Annotated in this window: 13 protein-coding genes; 8 read left to right on the top strand and 5 right to left on the bottom strand. The window is 73.7% G+C overall.

The window, feature by feature from the left end; all coding sequences use genetic code 11:
* Positions 1-174 precede the first annotated feature (174 nt).
* Together ABZ406_RS12635 and ABZ406_RS12630 are read left to right on the top strand one after the other, a co-directional pair.
* Positions 175-5,025, top strand: a complete 4,851-nt coding sequence (locus tag ABZ406_RS12635; protein WP_357759657.1) for a WG repeat-containing protein — start codon at positions 175-177, stop codon at positions 5,023-5,025.
* Between the two features lie 44 nt (positions 5,026-5,069).
* A complete protein-coding gene (locus tag ABZ406_RS12630; protein WP_357759655.1) occupies positions 5,070-6,068 on the top strand; it encodes an aldo/keto reductase family protein in 999 nt (332 codons plus the stop codon).
* Between the two features lie 67 nt (positions 6,069-6,135).
* On the opposite strand, the gene ABZ406_RS12625 is transcribed toward ABZ406_RS12630, so the two are convergent.
* Positions 6,136-6,933: a site-2 protease family protein gene (locus tag ABZ406_RS12625; RefSeq protein WP_357759653.1), complete on the bottom strand. Its 798-nt coding sequence runs from the start codon at positions 6,931-6,933 to the stop codon at positions 6,136-6,138.
* On the bottom strand, positions 6,933-7,133 hold the full coding sequence (locus ABZ406_RS12620) for a hypothetical protein (RefSeq protein ID WP_030337978.1): 201 nt from the start codon (positions 7,131-7,133) through the stop codon (positions 6,933-6,935). The genes ABZ406_RS12625 and ABZ406_RS12620 overlap by 1 nt, the downstream gene beginning before the upstream one ends.
* Positions 7,134-7,372: 239 nt before the next feature.
* Here ABZ406_RS12620 and ABZ406_RS12615 point away from each other — a divergent pair, with 239 nt between their 5' ends.
* From ABZ406_RS12615 to ABZ406_RS12605, 3 genes are all read left to right on the top strand, one after another.
* Positions 7,373-9,283, top strand: a complete 1,911-nt coding sequence (locus ABZ406_RS12615; protein WP_357759650.1) for a bifunctional adenosylcobinamide kinase/adenosylcobinamide-phosphate guanylyltransferase — start codon at positions 7,373-7,375, stop codon at positions 9,281-9,283.
* Complete coding sequence (locus ABZ406_RS12610) at positions 9,273-10,046, top strand: adenosylcobinamide-GDP ribazoletransferase (RefSeq protein WP_357759647.1); 774 nt, start codon at positions 9,273-9,275, stop codon at positions 10,044-10,046. The genes ABZ406_RS12615 and ABZ406_RS12610 overlap by 11 nt, the downstream gene beginning before the upstream one ends.
* A gap of 68 nt (positions 10,047-10,114) precedes the next feature.
* On the top strand, positions 10,115-11,413 hold the full coding sequence (locus ABZ406_RS12605; protein ID WP_357759644.1) for a DUF2314 domain-containing protein: 1,299 nt from the start codon (positions 10,115-10,117) through the stop codon (positions 11,411-11,413).
* Between the two features lie 87 nt (positions 11,414-11,500).
* Here ABZ406_RS12605 and gcvT read toward each other — a convergent pair whose 3' ends face one another.
* Positions 11,501-12,631, bottom strand: a complete 1,131-nt coding sequence (gene gcvT / locus ABZ406_RS12600; protein WP_357759641.1) for a glycine cleavage system aminomethyltransferase GcvT — start codon at positions 12,629-12,631, stop codon at positions 11,501-11,503.
* Positions 12,632-12,793: 162 nt separating this feature from the next.
* On the opposite strand from gcvT, the gene ABZ406_RS12595 reads away from it, so the two are divergent.
* On the top strand, positions 12,794-14,368 hold the full coding sequence (locus ABZ406_RS12595; RefSeq protein WP_357759639.1) for a leucyl aminopeptidase: 1,575 nt from the start codon (positions 12,794-12,796) through the stop codon (positions 14,366-14,368).
* 43 nt (positions 14,369-14,411) lie between these two features.
* On the opposite strand, the gene ABZ406_RS12590 is transcribed toward ABZ406_RS12595, so the two are convergent.
* On the bottom strand, positions 14,412-14,741 hold the full coding sequence (locus tag ABZ406_RS12590) for a hypothetical protein (RefSeq protein WP_357759636.1): 330 nt from the start codon (positions 14,739-14,741) through the stop codon (positions 14,412-14,414).
* Between the two features lie 178 nt (positions 14,742-14,919).
* Here ABZ406_RS12590 and lpdA point away from each other — a divergent pair, with 178 nt between their 5' ends.
* Positions 14,920-16,311: a dihydrolipoyl dehydrogenase gene (gene lpdA / locus ABZ406_RS12585; protein ID WP_357759633.1), complete on the top strand. Its 1,392-nt coding sequence runs from the start codon at positions 14,920-14,922 to the stop codon at positions 16,309-16,311.
* Between the two features lie 67 nt (positions 16,312-16,378).
* The gene (gene sucB / locus ABZ406_RS12580) at positions 16,379-18,223 is read left to right on the top strand and encodes a 2-oxoglutarate dehydrogenase, E2 component, dihydrolipoamide succinyltransferase (protein ID WP_357759630.1); all 1,845 of its coding nucleotides are present in this window, start codon (positions 16,379-16,381) and stop codon (positions 18,221-18,223) included.
* A gap of 126 nt (positions 18,224-18,349) precedes the next feature.
* Here the strand turns inward: sucB and ABZ406_RS12575 are convergent, their stop codons facing one another.
* Entirely contained in the window at positions 18,350-19,285 is a 936-nt protein-coding gene (locus tag ABZ406_RS12575) for an SDR family NAD(P)-dependent oxidoreductase (RefSeq protein WP_357759627.1), read from the bottom strand.
* Positions 19,286-19,295 lie beyond the last annotated feature (10 nt).

The raw sequence follows: 19,295 nt of genomic DNA, 5'->3' as shown, positions 1-19,295 counted from the left end.
CCCAGCGCGACAATTTGCAACGAGGTGACAACGCGTGAGCGAGCGGACGCGAGCCGGCCACCGGGGCGTGGCAGGCGGCGACCGGACGCCCAGCGGTCACCCGGCGACGGTTGCGGGCACCTCACGCCCGGCGAGGATCGGCCCCGGGGCCGGGTGTGGCGACGGGCTCGACGGATGAGCGGCCGCTACGCCGACCGGTGGCCCGACCCGAACGAGCCGTCCTGGGTTGTCGAACCGACCACCGAGTGGCACCCCCAGTTCCCCGGCCAGCGCTACGCCGGCGACATCGGCAGGACTCACCAGCCGGCACCGCGCGGCCGCGCGACGGTGTCCGGCCGCGCCGAGGTGCCGCCGCTCGCTCCCACCCGCCCGGACGGCACCTACCTCGGCCGGTCGTGGTCCGACGAACCACCAGCGGACCAGGCTCCCCAGGGCCGATCCTGGGTGGAGGACGAGCCGGACGAGTCACCCGCGTACGGCCGACTCCGGGGCGACGAGCGCCCGGCGGACACCGCCGCCTACGGCCGGCCCGACACCGCCGACTCCCGGCACTACGACCACGAGCCGTACCGTCGTCCGCTGCCCGAGCCACCCCGCCGCGACGAACGCCGCTCCCCCGATTCGGACCGGCGTACCGCCTGGTCCGACCGCCGCCCCGGCGACGACCGGGGACCCGCGCGGGAAGCCGCCTGGCACCGCGACCAGCCCCACCCCGAGCGGTACGACAGCCGCCGCCCCCGACCGGAGCCCGATCGGGGTTACCGGGGCACGCCGCCGGTCTCCCCCGCGCCCCGACCCGAACCCGGCTGGGTGCCCGAGCCGGACGACACACCACGCCGGCGCGGCACACCGGAGCGACAGGCCGCCGGTTACGAGCGGCACCCCGACGACGGGTACGCCGGCCGGACCCGCGACCACGACGGCCGGGTCGCCGACGCGGCCGACCCGTGGGCGCCTGTGGAAGGCCGCCCGCGATACCGCGCCGACGGGTACCCGGACCGGGCGGCCGACGACCCGCGCCGCCCCGAACCGCGCTACCGCGCGGACGAGGGCGTTGGCGCAGCGCCGTCACCCAATGGTGGACGACGACGTCGCTCCGAAGCGGACCTGCCTGACCAGCCTCACCTCGACGACGACCGGCGCCGGCCCGACCCCGACCCGCGCTGGCAGCAGCCCCGGGAGGCGGCGGCCCGCGCCGAGACGTACCCGGACCGGCGAGCCCGCGAACAGGCCCGCCCGGACGAATACCGCGAGAACGGGTACCGCGAGAACGCGCCCCGTGAGGACCCCCACCGTGAACCTCGGCCGCAGCCCGGCCAACGGTCGGACGGCAGTCTGCCCTGGCCGCCGCCGGGTCCCGTGCGCCAGGACCGCACACCGGACCGCGCCCGGGAGCCGGGTCACCGGACCGACCCGCACCGCACCGCCGACCCGCACCGCACCGCCGACCCGCACCGCGGTCCCGACCCGCACCGCACCGCAGACCCGCACCGCGGTTCCGACCCGTACCGCACCGCGGACCCGTACCGCGGCACCGAGCCGGGCGTCGCGGCGCGACCGGCCGCCCGGTCCGAACGGCCGACGGCCACGCCGTCCCGGCCCGACGAGCGACCGGCGCCCACCCCGGCGCGCTACGACGATCGGCAGGTACGCCCGGCTGCCTCGGCACCGCCCGCCGCCAGCGGCGCCCTGCCGGTCTCCCCGGAACGACCGGTGTCGCCGGCCCCCGTCTCGCCCGGTTGGGACCGACCGCTGTCGGCCGTCCCGGTCTCGCCCGCCTTTCCGGAACGGCCGGTGTCACCAGCACCGGACCGCGGCTGGGACCGACCGGTGTCGGCCGCCCCGGCCACCCCGGAACGGCCGGTCTCGCCGGCACCCGCCGCGCCCGGCTGGGACCGACCGGTGTCGGCCGCGCCAGTCTCCCCCGCCGCCGACCGGCCCGTCTCGGGGCCCCCCGCCGCCCGCCTGCGCCTGGAGTACCTGCCCGCGCCGGTGGACTCGCCCAGCACCGACGAGCGGTCGAGCGCCCCACCGGCACCGGCACGGCGGCCGCTGGCCGAACCGCCACCGGCGTCCGGGTCGCACCCCACCCCGCCGCCGCGTTACCCCGGCGCCGGGGACCGCCCGGCGGAGCAGTGGCGCGGCGAGGAGTCGGACCGCCGTCGGGCCGGCGATCCGCTGGCCGGCACCACACCGACCGACCGCCGCCCGGTCTCTCCGGACCGCACGCCCGCCCCGGAGCGGCCGTACTCCGCCGACCGCCCAGCTTCGCCGGAGCGCCCCTACTCGCCAGAGCGGTCCCACTCCAGCGACCGCCCGGCCGCGCCGCAGCGCCCGTACTCGCCGGAGCGTAAGTACCCGACGGAGCGTCCGGCCCCGACGGCGGACGCACGCCCGTCGGTGGCCCCGCCACCCACCTGGCAGGCGCCGGAGCCACCGACGACCCGTCCTGCCCCACCCCCGGCCGACCCGACCCCCGCAGCTCCGGCTCCGGCCGCCCAGCCCACAGAAGACGCGGCGCCGGCGCTCCCGCTGGCTCCCGGCACGCCGCGCCGCTACGTACCACCGCCGCCCTCGGAAGAGCCGGTGGCGCCCGTTCACGAGCCGGACGACGTCCCGGTCGGCCGCGGGCCGGAAGCGTGGTTCAGCCCCGCTCAGCCCGCCGATGCCGATGCCGAGCAGGGCGAGCCGACGCCGGATCGGCAGTCGTTCGACCCCGCCGACGGCCCCGACCCCGCCCCGCGACCTGCCGCACCGGACGCGGAGGAGACATCGGCACCGCCGGTCGACGCCCACCTCGACGTGGCCGACGCGCGCCCCGGCGGCTCGACACCAGACGACGCATTCGCCCCGGTCTCCGCGCCGCCGGCTGAGCCGTTCGAGAGTGGCTCCCGACTCTGGTCGGACGACCTGGACGACGAGCCGCTGCCCGCCGCCGATGCGGCACCGGCGGACGGCGACCAGCCCGTCTCCGGCGCACCCGTTGTCGCGATGCCCGACCAGCGGGCCGAAGCCGACAGCCAAGCCGAGGTCGCGGCGGACCAGCAGCCCTTCACCGCTTCGCCCGACGAGGTCGCCGATCCCTTCGCGTACGACCGCACGGACGAGACCGCGTCCCACGACGAGCCGGCGGAACCGGCTGGCGATCCGGCTACGAGCCCGACGGATGGCTGGCGAGCCGACGAGTGGCCGCTGGACACCGCGCTGCCCGTGACAACCACCGACGGCACGAGCCCGCCCGTCTCGGCACCGCCGGTCTCGATCACGCCGGTCTCCGCGCCGCCCGCCGCGATCACGCCGGTCTCCGCGCCGCCGGCGATCGCGACGGCACCCGTCTCAGCCCCACCCCTCACCGCCGCTACGCCGGTCTCCGCGCCACCCCCCGCGACCGCGCCCGTCTCCGCGCCGTCAGCGGCCCCGGTGTCCGCACCACCTCACCCGGCCCAGCCGGACCCCGCAGCGCCCGAGACAGCACCCACCGAGGGCCCACCAGAGCCCGTCTCCGCGCCATCAACCCCCGACGCAGCGTCCGTTTCCGCGCCAGCAGCGCCCGAGACAGCACCTACCTCAGGCCCACCAGCGCCCGTCTCCGCGCCGCCGGCGTCGGGGGACCCGACGTCCGGGGCACCGGCCTCGGCCGTACCCGGTCCGCGCAGTGGTTCGGACGCGGCGAACGTGCCGGTGTCCGCGCCACCCGACGCGCCGCCGGTGGTGGCCCGCCCGTCACTGGCCGATCCGGGCGACCCGGAGCAGGTGCTGTCCGCGTACCGGTGGCGGTTGGACCCGGTGACCCTGCGCGAGGAGTTGACGGAGCCGGACGACCTGCGGGCGATCCGGCGGCGGCTGACCGAGAAGTTGGGCTCGGCCGTCGACAACCGGGCCCGGGCCCGGCTGCTCAGCCTGCGGGCGGTGGCGTCTCGGATTCTCGGCGACCTGGACGACGCGCTGGCCGACGGTCGGCTCGCTCTCACCTACGCCGAGGCCACCGGCGAGTTGCGCCGGACCGCGCTGGCCCAGGCCCGGCTGGCCCACGTGCTGCGCTGGCGCGGCGACTTCGCCGAGGCCGACCAGCTCTTCGCCCAGGCCAACTCGGTCGAGTTGCCCGACCGGCTGCGTGCCGCGCTGCACGAGCACGCCGGACGGTCGTGTTACGACCAGGGACGGCTCATGGAGGCCTGCGAGCACTTCGAGAAGGCGCTCGACCTGCGCGGCGCGGGTGACGCCGAACTGCTGGACCGGGTCCGGGTGGCCCTCGACGCGGTCACCGTCCGGGCCGAGGCCGGTGGCTTCGGGCCGTACCCCAGAGGTCGGGACGAGGTGCTCGACCGGGACCGACCCCCGTTGCCGGACCAGGACGGGCAACTGTGGGGTTACACCAGCCAGGACGGCGAGGTGGTCGTTCCCGCCAGGTACGCCGAGGCGCAGCCCTTCCACGACGGGTTGGCCTGGGTCCGTCGCCCGGACACCGACCGCTGGTCGCTGATCAACCTGCTGGGTACGACGGTGATCCCGCCGTCCTTCCGAGCTGCGCATCCGTTCAGTGACGGCCTGGCCTGGGTGGTCGGTGAGGGCGGCTGGACGGCGATCGACGCGACCGGCGCGGTGCAGGTCGCACCGAACTTCGCCGAGGTACGACCGTTCCGGCGAGGGCTGGCGGCGGTGCGGCGCGAGGGGTGGGGGGCGGTCGACCGGACCGGCCGGATCGTCGTGCCGACCCGCTTCCACGGTTTCGTCACCGAGTTGGCCGACGGGCGGAAGTTCGACGGTTTCACCGACGAAGGGCTGGCCGTGGTCGACGTGGCGGGCCGGCGGGGCGTCGTGGACCGCACCGGCACGGTGCTGGTCCCGCCGGCGCACCCGATGCTGGTGATCCACCCGGTGGCGTTCCTGGTGGAGAGCGGCAACGGGCGGTGGGGTGCGCTCGACCGGCGCGGCGTGCCGCTCATCGACCCGGTGCACCGCGACCGCGCCGAGGTGCTCGAAGAGATCGACCGGCTACTCACCGACGCCAATCCGGTGCTCTGAGTCGCCGGTCGTCAGCGGTGATCCACCCGGGCTAGGGTCGGTACATGGAATTCCGACACCTGGGCCGTTCCGGCCTGATGGTCAGCGAGATCTCGTACGGCAACTGGATCACCCACGGTTCGCAGGTCGAGGAGGACGCCGCGTTCGCCTGCGTCCGGGCCGCCCTCGACGCGGGGATCACCACCTTCGACACCGCCGACGTGTACGCCGGCACCCGGGCCGAGGACGTCCTCGGCCGGGCGTTGCAGAACGAGCGCCGCGAGGGCCTGGAGATCTTCACCAAGGTCTACTGGCCGACCGGGCCCGGCCGCAACGACCGTGGTCTGTCCCGTAAGCACATCATGGAGTCGATCAACGGCTCGCTGCGCCGACTGCGCACCGACTACGTGGACCTCTACCAGGCCCACCGCTACGACAGCAGCACCCCGCTGGAGGAGACGATGGAGGCGTTCGCCGACGTCGTCCACTCCGGCAAGGCGCACTACATCGGCGTCTCCGAGTGGACCGCCGCCCAGCTGCGCGCCGCCCACCCGCTCGCCCGGGAACTGCACGTCCCGCTGGTCTCCAACCAGCCGCAGTACTCGTTGCTCTGGCGCGTCATCGAGGCCGAGGTCGTGCCGGCCAGCGAGGAGCTGGGCATCGGGCAGATCGTCTGGTCGCCGATGGCGCAGGGCGTGCTCTCCGGCAAGTACCTGCCGGGTCAGCCGCCGCCGGCCGGTTCCCGTGCCACCGACGAGAAGTCGGGCGCGGGCTTCATCTCCCGTTTCATGAACGACGACGTGCTGACCCGGGTCCAGCAGCTCAAGCCCCTCGCCGAGCAGGCCGGGCTCAGCATGGCCCAGCTCGCCGTGGCGTGGGTGCTGCAGAACCCGAACGTCTCGTCGGCGATCATCGGCGCGTCCCGCCCCGAGCAGGTGCACGACAACGTGAAGGCGGCCGGCGTGAAGCTCGACGCCGACCTGCTCAAGGCGATCGACGACATCGTCGAGCCGATCGCCGAGCGCGACCCGGCGAAGACCGAGTCCCCCGCGCAGCGGCCCTGACGCCGTACCGGCCCGGCCGGCGCGAACCGTCGCGCCGGCCGGGCCGGACCGGGTCAACCCAGCCGGGTCAGCCCTGCCAGAAGCGGATCAGCTCCAAGCCGGTGGCGTAGAGCCACGACGGCAGGCCGAGCAGGTCACCGACCGCGAAGACCGCGTCGAAGAACCAGCCGCCGATCCGCGGGTTCCACAGCAACGCGAAGAGCAGGATGAAGCCGTACGGGGCGAACAGGTCGTACATCTTGCGCCACTGCGGGGTGAGCCACGGCTGGATCATGTTGCCGCCGTCCAGGCCGGGCACCGGCAGCAGGTTCAGCACGCTGGCGGTGAGCTGGAGGAAGGCGAGCAGCGCCACCCCGGCCCAGAACTCCACCGGACCACCCGACTGGGTGCCGAGCCGCACCACCGCGACCAGCACCACAGTGAACAACACGTTCGTCGCCGGGCCGGCGAGGCTGACCAAAGTGTGTCGCAGTCGGCCCGGGATGGCGTGCCGGTCCACCCAGACCGCCCCACCGGGCAGGCCGATGCCACCGAGCAGCACCACCACCACCGGCAGCACGATCGACAGCAACGGATGCGTGTACTTGAACGGGTTGAGCGTCAGGTAGCCGCGGTGGGCGATGTCCCGGTCACCGGCCCGGTAGGCCACCACCGCGTGGGCGTACTCGTGCAGGCAGAGCGACACCAGCCAGCCGGACACCACGAAGAGGAACACGTTGAACCGGACGCTGCCGTACCCGTTCCAGGTCAACACCCCGCTGACCGCGAAGAGCGCGACCAGACCGAGGAAGACCGGGCTGGGCCGGAACGCCGCCTTCGGTACGCCGAGGACCAGCCCGTCACCGCCCGGGCGGTCGTACGCCATCACTCGGCCGTGGGCAGCAGGCTCATCCGGTACTCCACCCGGTCGTCCTCCACGAGCGCGACCGAGGTGACGCCGGACGCCGCGAGCTCCCGCCAGGTCTGACCGATCCAGGATTCGGCATCGGCCTGGCTGCCGAACGACTCCGCCGGTCCCTCGACCGTCTGGCCGTCCGTGCCCTCGTACCGCCAGCTCCACGCCATGCCGCGTCTCCCCTCGCCGCTGAAGTCCCCGTGGGACGAACCCTCGCCAGCGTAGTCGGCCCGGCGCGCAACGGCCGCGCGCTCGCCCCGGCGGGAACCCGGCGGAGGGCTGACCCGCCTGTCGCTGGTGACCGACAGTCACCGCCCGCCGGTACGCGTGGGCTTGGGCACCGCTCCGACGGCCGCTGAGGGCTGGGGCGACGTGCCCAGTCCTGGAAGAGGCGAACTAAGGTACGGGCATGTCCGTAGACGGGTGGAACACGGTCCTGGTGCTCGGCGGGATCCGGTCCGGCAAGTCCGAGTTCGCCGAGTCCCTGGTCACCGACGCGCCGGTGGTCCGCTACGTCGCCACCGCGCCCGAGGGCGACCCGGAGGACACCGAGTGGGCGACCCGGCTGGCGGCGCACCGTGCCCGACGGCCGGGCAGTTGGACCACCGAGGAGACCACCGAGGACCCGCGTCGGCTGGCCGACGTGCTCGCGTCTGCCGAGCCCAACGAGTTGCTGCTCGTGGACGACCTGGGCGGCTGGGTGACGGTGCTGCTCGACCCGGACCACCAGCCCGCCGACGACGTGGCGACGATCGCCGAGTTGGCCGAGGCAATCCGTGGGTGCGCCGCCCGGGTGGTGCTGGTGAGCCCCGAGGTGGGGCTGTCGCTGGTGCCGACCACGCCGCTGGGCCGGGCCTTCACCGACGCGCTGGGCGCTGCCAACCGTGCGGTCGCCGACGCCTGCGACGCGGTCGCGCTTGTCGTCGCCGGTCAGCCGGTCTGGCTCAAGGAGGGCGCGACGGCAGCGGCCCCGATCACGCCGACGGCCGCCGCGACGGCAGCGGTGGTGACGAGCCTGGCCGACACCGAGCCGACCCCCGAGGTGCAGCTACCCGACGTGCTGACGCTCACGCCGCCGGCCGCCCCGGAGCCGGAGCGGAGCAACCCGTGGGCCGCGCCGACGATGGCGCTGCCGATGGTGTCCACCGGGCTGGTCATCCAGCCCGGCATGGAGCTGCCGATGCCCGACGAGTACGCGGGCCCGCAGGCGGTGGACCGGCTGGCCACGCTCGACGTACCGGGCGCGGGGTTGGGCGTGCTGGACCGGGTGGTGGGCTTCGCCGCCGCCACCCAGGGCACCTCGATCCCCGCCGCCTGGGGTTCGGTGCGGGTGCTGCTGCTGCACGGCGACCACGCCGGCGGCGCGTCGGCCGGCACCGTCGCCGGTGAGTCGGCACGCCGCGCCGCACAGGCCCGCGCCGGCCGGGGCGCGTTGGCGCGGTTGGCCGCCGAGAGCGGCGCCAGCCTCCAGGTGGTGGACACGCCGGCCGCCGCACCGATCGAGAACGAGCCAGCTCTGACGCCGGAGCAGGTGGAGTCCGCGCTGCGCTACGGCTGGCGGTTGGCCGAACAGGCAGCCGACGCCGGCGTACAACTGTTGGTGCTCGGGGCGTGCGGCGCCGGCACCGAGGCGGCGGCCGCGGCGGTGCTCGCGGCGACCGCCGGCGCGGAGCCGCCCGCCGTGCTGGGCCGGGTCATCACCGAATCCGGCGAGATCGACGACGCGGCGTGGATGATCCGCTGCGCGGCGGTCCGCGACGCGCTGCACCGCACCCGACGCTCGTCCCGCGGCGCGAAGGACATCCTCGCCGAACTGGGCGGCGGCGACGTGGCAGTGGCCACCGGCGTGCTGCTCGGCGCCACCGCCCGCCGGGTGCCGGTGCTGCTCGACGGGCCGGTCGGCCTGGCCGCCGGCATGGTGAGCCGTGACCTGGCCGGGCAGGCCCGGCACTGGTGCCTGCTGGCCGACCACGGCGGGCACCCGGCCGTGCGGCTCGCCGCCGACGTGCTGGGCCTCACCCCGCTGCTCGACCTGCGGCTGGATCTCGGCGAGGGAGCCAACGCGCTCGTCGCGCTGCCGCTGCTGCGCTCGGTGCTGGCGCTCTCCGCCGCGCTGCCGGTGCACCCGTCGCTGGGCGGCACCGACGACACCGACCCGGCCGCCGACGGGCCGGAATCCACCGACCCGAGCTACGCCGACCCGGATCTCACCGAACCCGACTACGCCGAACCCGACTACGCCGAGCCGCAGCCGGTCGGGCCGGGCCCGACCAGCACCGAGGCGGACGAACAGCAGGCGTCGGGCTGGCGTGCCGGCTGAGCCACGGCTCCTCGCGGGAGCCCGGCTGGCGGTCACCACGTTCACCACACTGCCGGTGCGGGCCGGGCGCATCGACCGCCCGGTCGCCGGCACGGCCATGGCCCTCGCCCCGGTGGTCGGCGCGCTGCTCGGTGTCCCGCTGGCCGGTGTGCTGCTGCTGACCGGCCAGCTCGCTCCCCCGCTGGTCGCGGCCGGTGTGACAGTCGGCGTCGCGGCGCTGCTCACCCGAGGGCTGCACCTGGACGGGCTGGCCGACACCGTGGACGCGCTCGGCTCGTACCGGCGGGGCACGGCGGCCCTGGAGATCATGAAGAAGCCGGACGTCGGCCCGTTCGGAGTGGTCGCCCTGGTCGTCGTACTCCTGATCCAGGCGGCGGCGCTCGCCGACCTCGCCGGCCGGTCCTGGCCGGCCGGGTTCGCGGCGGTGGTCGCGGCGACCGCCGCCGGGCGGTTCGGAGTCACAGTGGCCTGCCGGCGGGGGGTGCCGGCGGCCCGGCCCGACGGGCTGGGCGCGCTTGTCGCCGGCACTGTCGGCCCGCTGGCAGTGGCCGCCGGCGCGGCCGCCGTCGTGCTGCTGGCGGTGCCCGCGGTGCCGGGCCGCCCGTGGCAGGGGCCACTGGCCGTCGTCGCCGCGATCGCCGTCGCACTACCGCTGCTCACCCACGTGGTACGCCGGCTCGGCGGCATCACCGGCGACGTCCTCGGCGCGACCGTCGAGGTGGTCACCACGCTGGTCTACCTGGGTCTGGTGCTGTCCGGCTGAACCTCACCCGGCGGGCCGGGTAGCGTTCTCCCTCGACAACACCGGCGCGGCCACCGGGGGATCCCACAATGCTCATCACGGACGACTTCCTGCCCGTACCGGTGCCGGAGTCGCTCAGCGCGACCTACCTGGTGCCGATGGCAGGGCTACCGAAGGTCAGTGCGAAGACCGCGGTGGCGGCCCTGACCGGCCGGCTGGCCGAGCCGGTGCACGGGCTGGCCCGGCAGATGCTCGACAGCCCGCTGATGAGCGTCGACACCCGGCCCATCTCCGAGTTCCCCGAACTGCCACCGGACCTGCTCACCGCGTTCGGCGCCACCAAGGAGCAACTGGACCGACTGGCCGCGGCGACGCACCTGGTGGTCGTCCAGGCCGAGTACCGGCCCGGTTGGCCACCCGCGCACGAGTGGGCCGCCCGGGCGGTGGCCGCCGCCGTCGCGGAATCCGTCGACAGCGACGTGGTGGACGTCTTCGGCCTCCAGTTCCTCGACCCGGCGACCGCGCTGCGCTCCCTCCCCGACGAGCAGGGCCGCATCCGACTCGTCGACTGGGTGCTGGTGCCGTACTCGTCGGACACCGAGGGCCTGTGGTTCACCACCAAGGGGCTGCGCCGGTTCGGCCTGCTGGAGTTGCAGACCCAGGGCGTACCCGACCACCTCACCCGCGCCTGGGGTGCGGTGATGACCGGGGCGGCCCGTCGGCTGCTGCGGGACTGGACCGACGGGCTCACCGGCGAGGAGGTGCCGGCCTTCGTCCAACTGCCGGTGCTGGCGACGGTCACCGGGCACGACATCGCCGTGGCGTACGGCAACCCGGAACAGCACGGCGCCACCGCCCCGGTGCTGCTCCGCCTCGAACTGGACCCGGCGACCGACCCGGAGGCCGACTCGTTCCTCAGCCTCCGCCCACCGGCCGGGCATCCCGGCCCGGACGGGCGCTACTACGCCGCCGCCTGCGCGACGCTGTTCTCCGGGATCCAGCCGGACGTGCGCTACGCCCGCTCCGGCGACGCGATGAGCCGTGCGGTAGCCACCGCCCGGGCCGCCCTGGACGACGCGCGGGCCCGGTTCGTCGCCGGTCACCTTCCCGCCGAGTCGCAACTGGTGGTGAAGTACGGCCTGCCCGGGGACGACGGCCCGGAGTACGTCTGGGCGGGCGTCACCACGTGGGAGACCCCGGAGCGCATCGCGGGCGTGAGCGCCAGCGACGCCAACACCGACGAGAGCGTCCGCATCGGCTCCCCCGTGGTCGTGGAGACGTCCGACGTGGTCGACTGGGCCGTCCTGGACGCGACGGGCGTCATCGAAGGCGGCTGGACCCAGGCAGTCCTGGATTCCGGCGAACCCCCCAAACCCCAGACCCCCTAACCCGAAACGGCGTTGATCATGAGGTTGGCGGGTCGTTTGGAGATCAACGACCCCGTCCACCTCATGATCAACGCCGAGGGAGGGGGGTTAGCGGACTGAGGGGGTTACGAAGGGGGGTTTCGTCAGAGTTAGCGGGGCTCGGCGGCCTCGGATGTCGATTTCCACCTCGGCGCCGTCCGCGAGGTTGGCGTCGGTGTTCAGCAGGGCCAGCGCGATGCCCTGCTTCCTCGTCGGGCTGAAGGTGCCGCTGGTCACGGTGCCGACCTGGGTGTCGCCCACGTGCAGGGTCATGCCGGGGCGGGGAATGGCCCGGTCGACGGCCACCAGGCCGCGCAGCGTACGCCGGGGGCCTGCGGCCTTCTCGGCGAGCAGCGCGTCGCGGCCCCAGAAGGCCGGCTTGTCCCAGCCGACCGCCCAGCCGGAGCGGGCCTGCACCGGGCTGATGTCCAGGGAGAGGTCCTGCCCGTGCAGCGGGTAGCCCATCTCGGTACGCAGCGTGTCCCGGGCGGCCAGCCCGCAGGCGCGCAGCTCGAACGCCGCGCCGGCGGCGAAGAGCGCGTCCCAGACGGCCACCGCGTGCTCCGCCGGCACCACCAGCTCGTAGCCCAGCTCGCCCGTGTAGCCGGTACGGCAGACGGTCAGCTCAACCCCGGCCAGGCTCGCCGCGGAGAAGCTCATGTAGCCGTGCTCGGTGGGCAGGCCCAGGGCGGCGAGCAACTCGGCGGAGCGGGGGCCCTGCACGGCCAGCACCGCGTACGCCTCGTGCTCGTCGGTGACTGTCACCTGCGCGGGCGCGGCGGCGCGCAACCGGCGCACCACCTCCGCGGTGTTCGCCGCGTTCGGGATGAGGAAGACGTGGTCGTCGGCGTAGAGGTAGGCGATGATGTCGTCCACCACACCGCCCGTGGCGTCGTCGCAGCAGAGCGTGTACTGCGCCCGGCCGGGAACGATCCGGCCCAGGTCGTTGCTGAGGCAGGAGTTGACGAAGTCGGCCGCGCCGGGGCCGCTCACCCGGGCCTTGCCCAGGTGTGACACGTCGAAGACCCCGACCGCCGTCCGTACCGCGGTGTGCTCCTTGAGCACCCCGCCGCCGGCGTATTCCAGCGGCATCTCCCAGCCCCCGAAGGGGGCGAACTTGGCTCCGGCGGCGAGGTGCCGCTCGTGCAGCGGGGAACGGCGCAGCCGGGTCGCGGCGGCGTCGGAGGTCACGTCGGTCATGGGTGGCAACTTACCGGGGACAACGTGTCTGGTTAGCATCGGCGGGAGCCCGCTGGCCCTGTCGGCGGGACAGCCATGACGTCCGGCGGGTAGGTTCCGCCGGAGACCTTCACCGCTGGTACGCGACGCCGCGACCGGCCCGGCCCGCCCGGAGTAGCTTCAGTGACTTCACCCCGCACCACCAACCTGAGCCTGGTCGACACCGACCCGGCCGAGCTCGCCGTCGACGCGATCGTGATCGGCGTGCACAGCCAGACCGGAGAGCAGGGCGCCACCAGCGGCCTCGCCGGCACCCTGCTGCTCGCCAGCGGCGCGGAGAGCATCGCGGCCGCGTTCGACGGCAAGCTGACCGAGACCCTCGCGCTGCTCGGTGCGACCGGCGGGCCGGGTGAGGTCATCAAGTTGGCCACGCTGGGCACCGTGACCGCCCCGCTGGTCACCGCGGTCGGGCTCGGCCCGGAGCCGTCGGGTGCCGCCCCGGCGCCGGAGACGCTGCGCCGGGCCGCCGGTGCGGCGATCCGGGCTCTGGCCGGCGCACCCCGGGTCGCGTTGGCCCTGCCGCTGCCGGACGACGCTGACGCGTCGGCCGAGCTGCGGGCGGTCGCCGAGGGCGCGCTGCTGGGTGGGTACCGGTTCGCCGGCTACAAGACCCGCCCCCAGCCGACCCGGCGGGAGCCGGTCGCCGAGGTTCTCGTCGCGGTGCCGGACGCCGGTGACGCGGGTGCCCAGGCGGAGATCGCCCGGGCGCAGGCGGTGGCGGGCGCGGTCCGGCTGAGCCGGGACTGGGTGAACACCGCGCCGAACGAGCTGCGTCCGCCGTCGTTCGCCGACGCGGTCGCCGACGCGGCCCGCGAGGCGGGTCTCGGCGTCGAGGTGCTGGACGAGGCGGCGCTGGCCGCCGGCGGCTACGGCGGCATCGTCGCGGTCGGGCAGGGTTCGGAGGCTCCGCCGCGGCTGGTGAAGCTGACCTACACCCCGCAGGGCGGCGGCAACGGCAAGCGGGTCGCGCTCGTCGGTAAGGGAATCACGTTCGACACCGGCGGTATCTCGATCAAGCCGGCGCAGGGCATGTGGGAGATGAAGTCCGACATGGCGGGTGCCGCCGCGGTGGGCGCTGCCATGCTGGCGATCGCCGCCCTGAAGCCGACCGTCGCGGTCAGCGCGTACCTGCCGATGGCGGAGAACATGCCGTCGGGCACCAGCTACCGGCCGGGTGACGTGATCACCATGTTCAACGGTAAGCGGGTCGAGGTGCTCAACACCGACGCCGAGGGTCGGATGATCCTGGGTGACGCCATCGCCCGCGCCTGCGCGGACGGCACCGACTACCTGTTCGAGACCTCCACCCTGACCGGCGGCCAGGTCATCGCGTTGGGCAAGCGGGTCGCCGGCGTGATGGGCACCCCGGAGCTGTGCGACCGGGTCAAGGTGGTCGGCGACTCCGTCGGCGAGCCGGCCTGGCCGATGCCGCTCCCCGACGACGTCCGTAAGGGCATGGAGTCGGACGTGGCCGACATCTCGCAGGTCAACGCCGGCATGGACCGGGCCGGTCACATGCTGCAGGGCGGCGTGTTCCTGCGCGAGTTCGTGACCGACGACGTGGCGTGGGCGCACATCGACATCGCCGGCCCGGGTTACCACTCAGGTGAGCCGACCGGCTACTGGACCAAGGGCGGCACCGGCGTTCCGGTCCGCACGCTTGTGCAGCTCGTCGAGGATGTCGCCACCAACGGCTGACGGCACGGAAGGCGAGGGGCTCCCGGTCGACGCCGGGGGCCCCTCAGTGTCTCTCGGGGCGACGTTTGCGGCGCTCGTTGAAGTCGCGCATCCGCTGCGGGTAGCCCATCAGCCGGACGTCGTACACCGGGATGCCCATCCGGTACGCGAAGCGCCGGGCACCGTCCGGGCCGTCGATGCGCCGACGGGTCCACTCCCCGTCGTCGGCGATCAGGATGACTGTCGTCTCCGTCACCGTCGTCCGGGGCTCGATGAACGCCTCGACGCCGCGCCGACTCCGGATGAAGTTCTCCAGATGGTCCAGATCGCCACGATCGGCGGCACGGTCACGGCTCGGCACAGCGGCCTGTTTGCGACGCCGGAACAACCCCACCGGATCTCTCCCCCACCGTGCGTCATCGACAACGGTGCCAAGGGTACGTGTCGATGACGTGTCGTTGGGCACCTCAGTACGCACCCTGTGCCCAGTGGTGACAAGATGACCGAGGTGGGGTGTGTCCGTGTTACATCCCCGTGACCCCCGATGCAGCGACGCGACCTGGGAGTTGGACGTGAGCGAGCCGAACGAAGCGACCTTCGACATTGTCATTCTCGGAGGTGGCAGCGGCGGCTACGCGACCGCGCTGCGCGCCGTCCAGCTCGGCCTGAAGGTCGCGCTGGTGGAGAAGGGCAAGCTCGGCGGCACCTGCCTGCACAACGGTTGCATCCCGACGAAGGCCCTGCTGCACGCGGCGGAGATCGCCGACCAGGCCCGCGAGTCGGAGCAGTTCGGCGTCAAGGCCGAGCTGATCGGCATCGACATGGCCGGGGTCAACTCGTACAAGGACGGCGTGATCGCCCGCCTGTACAAGGGCCTGCAGGGCATGCTGAAGGGCAACAAGGGCATCACGATCGTCGAGGGCCACGGCAAGCTGGTCGACAAGAACGTGGTCGAGGTGGACGGCAAGCGCTACACCGGCCGCAACATCGTCCTCGCCTCCGGCTCGTACGCGAAGAGCCTGCCCGGCCTGGAGGTCGACGGCGAGCGGATCATCACCAGCGACCACGCCCTCACGATGGACCGGGTGCCGTCGTCGGTGATCGTGCTCGGTGGCGGTGTGATCGGCGTCGAGTTCGCCAGCGTGTGGAAGTCCTTCGGCGTGGACGTCACGATCGTCGAGGCGCTGCCCCGACTGGTCGCCGCCGAGGACGAGGAGTCGTCGAAGGCGCTGGAGCGGGCGTTCCGCAAGCGGAAGATCAACTTTAAGGTCGGCAAGCCGTTCGAGAAGGTCGAGAAGACCGAGCAGGGCGTCAAGCTGACCATCCAGGGCGGCGAGACCGTCGAGGCCGAGCTGCTGCTGGTCGCCGTCGGTCGCGGCCCGAACACCGCCAACCTCGGGTACGAGGAGCAGGGCGTCACGATGGACCGCGGCTACGTGCTGACCGACGAGCGGCTGCGCACCAGCGTGCCGAACGTCTACGCCGTCGGCGACATCGTGCCCGGCCTCCAGCTCGCGCACCGGGGCTTCCAGCAGGGCATCTTCGTGGCCGAGGAGATCGCCGGTCAGACCCCCGCCGTGATCGACGAGGTCGGCATCCCGCGCGTCACCTACTGCGACCCGGAGTTGGCGTCGGTGGGTCTCACCGAGGCCAAGGCCAAGGAGCAGTACGGCGCCGACAAGGTCAAGACGTACAACTACAACCTGGGTGGCAACGGCAAGAGCCAGATCCTCAAGACCACCGGCTTCGTGAAGCTGGTGCGGGTCGACGACGGTCCGGTGGTCGGCGTGCACATGATCGGCGCGCGGGTGGGTGAGCTGATCGGTGAGGCGCAGCTCATCTACAACTGGGAGGCGTACCCGGCCGAGGTCGCCCAGCTCGTGCACGCCCACCCGACCCAGAACGAGGCCCTGGGCGAGGCGCACCTGGCCCTCGCCGGCAAGCCGCTGCACGCGCACGCCTGATCATCCACAACCGCGGCGTCCGGCGACGGGCGAAGATCCCACCAGGGGAATGAAGGAGTCTCAGAAAATGCCGGTATCGGTCACCATGCCCCGGCTCGGCGAGAGCGTCACCGAGGGCACCGTCACGCGCTGGCTCAAGCAGGAGGGCGACACTGTCGAGGTCGACGAGCCCCTGCTCGAGGTCTCGACCGACAAGGTCGACACCGAGATCCCGTCGCCCGCTGCGGGCGTGCTGAGCCGGATCGTGGTCGGCGAGGACGAGACCGCCGAGGTCGGCAGCGAACTGGCCGTCATCGCCGGTGAGGGCGAGTCGACCGGCGGTGGCGAGGCCGCCCCGCAGGAGCAGGCCCCCGCCGAGTCGGTCGAGCCGGCCGCCGAGCCGACGGCCGCTGCCGAGGGCACCGCCGACGAGGTGGCCCAGGACGAGGCTCCGGCCGATGCGCCGGCTCCGGCCGCCGCCTCGTCGGGCGAGGGCACCGCGGTGAAGATGCCCGCCCTGGGCGAGAGCGTCACCGAGGGTACTGTCACCCGCTGGTTGAAGCAGGTCGGCGAGACCATCGAGGTCGACGAGCCGCTGCTGGAGGTCTCCACCGACAAGGTGGACACCGAGATCCCGTCGCCGGTCGCCGGCACCGTGCTGGAGATCAAGGTCGCCGAGGACGAGACCGCCGCGGTCGGCGCCGACCTGGCGATCATCGGCGTTGCCGGCGCGGCCCCCGCCCCGGCGAAGTCCGAGCCGGAGCCCGAGCCGAAGGCGGACGCCAAGCCGGCGCCGAAGGCCGAGCCGAAGCCGGAGCCGAAGGTCGAGGAGCCGACGCAGGGCGCCTCCTACAGCGAGCCCGCCGCGGAGACCGAGAGCTCGGCGCAGCCGGCGAAGACCGAGCAGGCCGCGCAGCCGGCCGCGTCGACCTCGGCGCCGGCACGCCCGTCCGCCCCGGCGCCGGGTGCCGGCGAGGAGGCCGCCGGTTACGTGACCCCGCTGGTGCGCAAGCTGGCCAGTGAGCACGGCGTCGACCTGGCCGCGCTCAACGGCACCGGCGTGGGTGGTCGGATCCGCAAGCAGGACGTGCTGGAGGCCGCCGAGAAGGCGAAGGCTGCCAAGGCCGCTCCCGCCGCCGCACCGGCGCCGTCGGCCGCACCGACGGCGGCTGCGGCCAAGCCGGCCGCGAAGCCGCAGCCGAGTGGCAAGCGGGGCACCACCGAGAAGCTCCCCCGGATCCGCAAGGCCATCGCCAAGCGGATGCACGAGTCGCTGCACGAGATGGCGCAGCTCACCACGGTGGTCGAGGTGGACGTCACCCGGATCGCCAAGCTGCGGACGCAGGCGAAGGAATCGTTCGTGCAGCGGCACGGCGTGAAGCTGTCCTTCCTGCCGTTCTTCGCCCTGGCCGCCGTCGAGGCGCTGCAGACGTACCCGATCGTCAACGCTCAGTTGGACCTGGACGGCGGCACGATCACCTACCCGGCAGCGGAGCACCTCGGCATCGCGGTGGACACCGAGCGGGGTCTCGTGGTGCCGGTCATCCACAACGCCGGTGACCTCAACCTGGGCGGCATCGCCAAGCGGGTCGCGGACCTGGCCGAGCGGACCCGGACCAACAAGATCAGCCCGGATGAGCTGGCCGGGGCGACCTTCACGCTGACCAACACGGGCAGCCGGGGCGCGCTCTTCGACACCCCGATCGTGCCGACGCCGCAGTCGGCGATGCTCGGCACCGGTGCCGTGGTCAAGCGTCCGGTCGTGGTCAACGACCCGGACCTGGGCGAGGTCGTCGCGGTCCGGTCGATGGTCTACCTGGCCATGTCCTACGACCACCGGCTGATCGACGGCGCCGACGCGGCCCGCTTCCTGAGCGCGGTCAAGGAGCGGCTGGAGGCCGGCAACTTCGAGCCGGAGCTGGGCCTGGCCTGATCCACCCGCAACGCCGAAGGGCGCCCCGGTCGTCGACCGGGGCGCCCTTCCGTTCGCGGTCCTCAGCCCGTGAGCCCCGGCCCTCAGCCCGTGGGCCCTGGTCCTCAGCCCCTTGAGCCCCGCCCCTCAGCCCTTGAGCAGAGTGGTCGAGACCTGCCAGAGCCGCTCGGCGGCCTCCGGGTCCAGCGCGTACGCCGCGACACCCGTCCGCCCACCGGCCTGGTGGGGAGCCGCCTCCTGACAGTCCTCGAAGTAGCGCCCGCCCACGCCGTCGAGCAGCGGCGAGGCCGCGACCAGGACGGAGGTGGCGGCACCCTGCTCGACGGTCTTCCAGGTCGCCGCGTTACCGGAGCGCAGGCGATCCAACTCCTCCTCGCTCACGTAGCGCTGGAGGTTGGTCCGGATCGCGCCGGGCATCAGCGAGTTGGTGAGGATGCCGTCGTCGGCCCAACGGCGCGTCGCCTCCACGGCGAACAGCACGTTGGCGGTCTTGGACTGCCCGTACGCCTGCCACGGCTCGTACTCACGCTTGTCGTACTGGATGTCCTCGAAGACCACCGGTGAGCGCAGGTGGGCGGCGGAGCTGACCGAGACGATCCTGGCCCCGTCGCCGGAGGCGAGTGCCGGGCGCAGCCCGGTGGCGAGGGCGAAGTGCCCCAGGTGGTTGGTGGCGAACTGCATCTCCCAGCCCTGCGGGGTGCGGGACAGGGGCGCGGCCATGATGCCGGCGTTGTTGACCAGGATGTGCAGCGGGCCGTCCCAGTTGGCCACGAAGTCGGCGACCGATCCCTGGTCGGCGAGGTCGAGCGGGGCGACCAGGACCCGGTCGTTGCCTGTGGTGCCGGTGATGTCGTTCGCGGCCTGCTGACCCGCGTCCGGGTTGCGGACAGCCAGGGTGACCTCCGCGCCGGCGCTGGCGAGGGCGCGGGCGGTCTCCACTCCGATCCCGGAGGACCCGCCGGTGACGATCGCCCGCCGGCCGACGAGGTCCACGCCCCGGATCACGTCCGTGGCGGTGGAGTGATTGTCGAACGAGGTGCTGATCGGGTTGTTGGTCGTCATTGTCCATCCT

Origin of the sequence: Micromonospora sp. NPDC005710, from assembly GCF_040630995.1 — a bacterium.
In the GTDB taxonomy this organism is placed as follows: Bacteria; Actinomycetota; Actinomycetes; order Mycobacteriales; family Micromonosporaceae; genus Micromonospora.
Note: the sequence above shows the minus strand (reverse complement) of the source record. Positions and strands in the feature narration are given on the sequence as shown.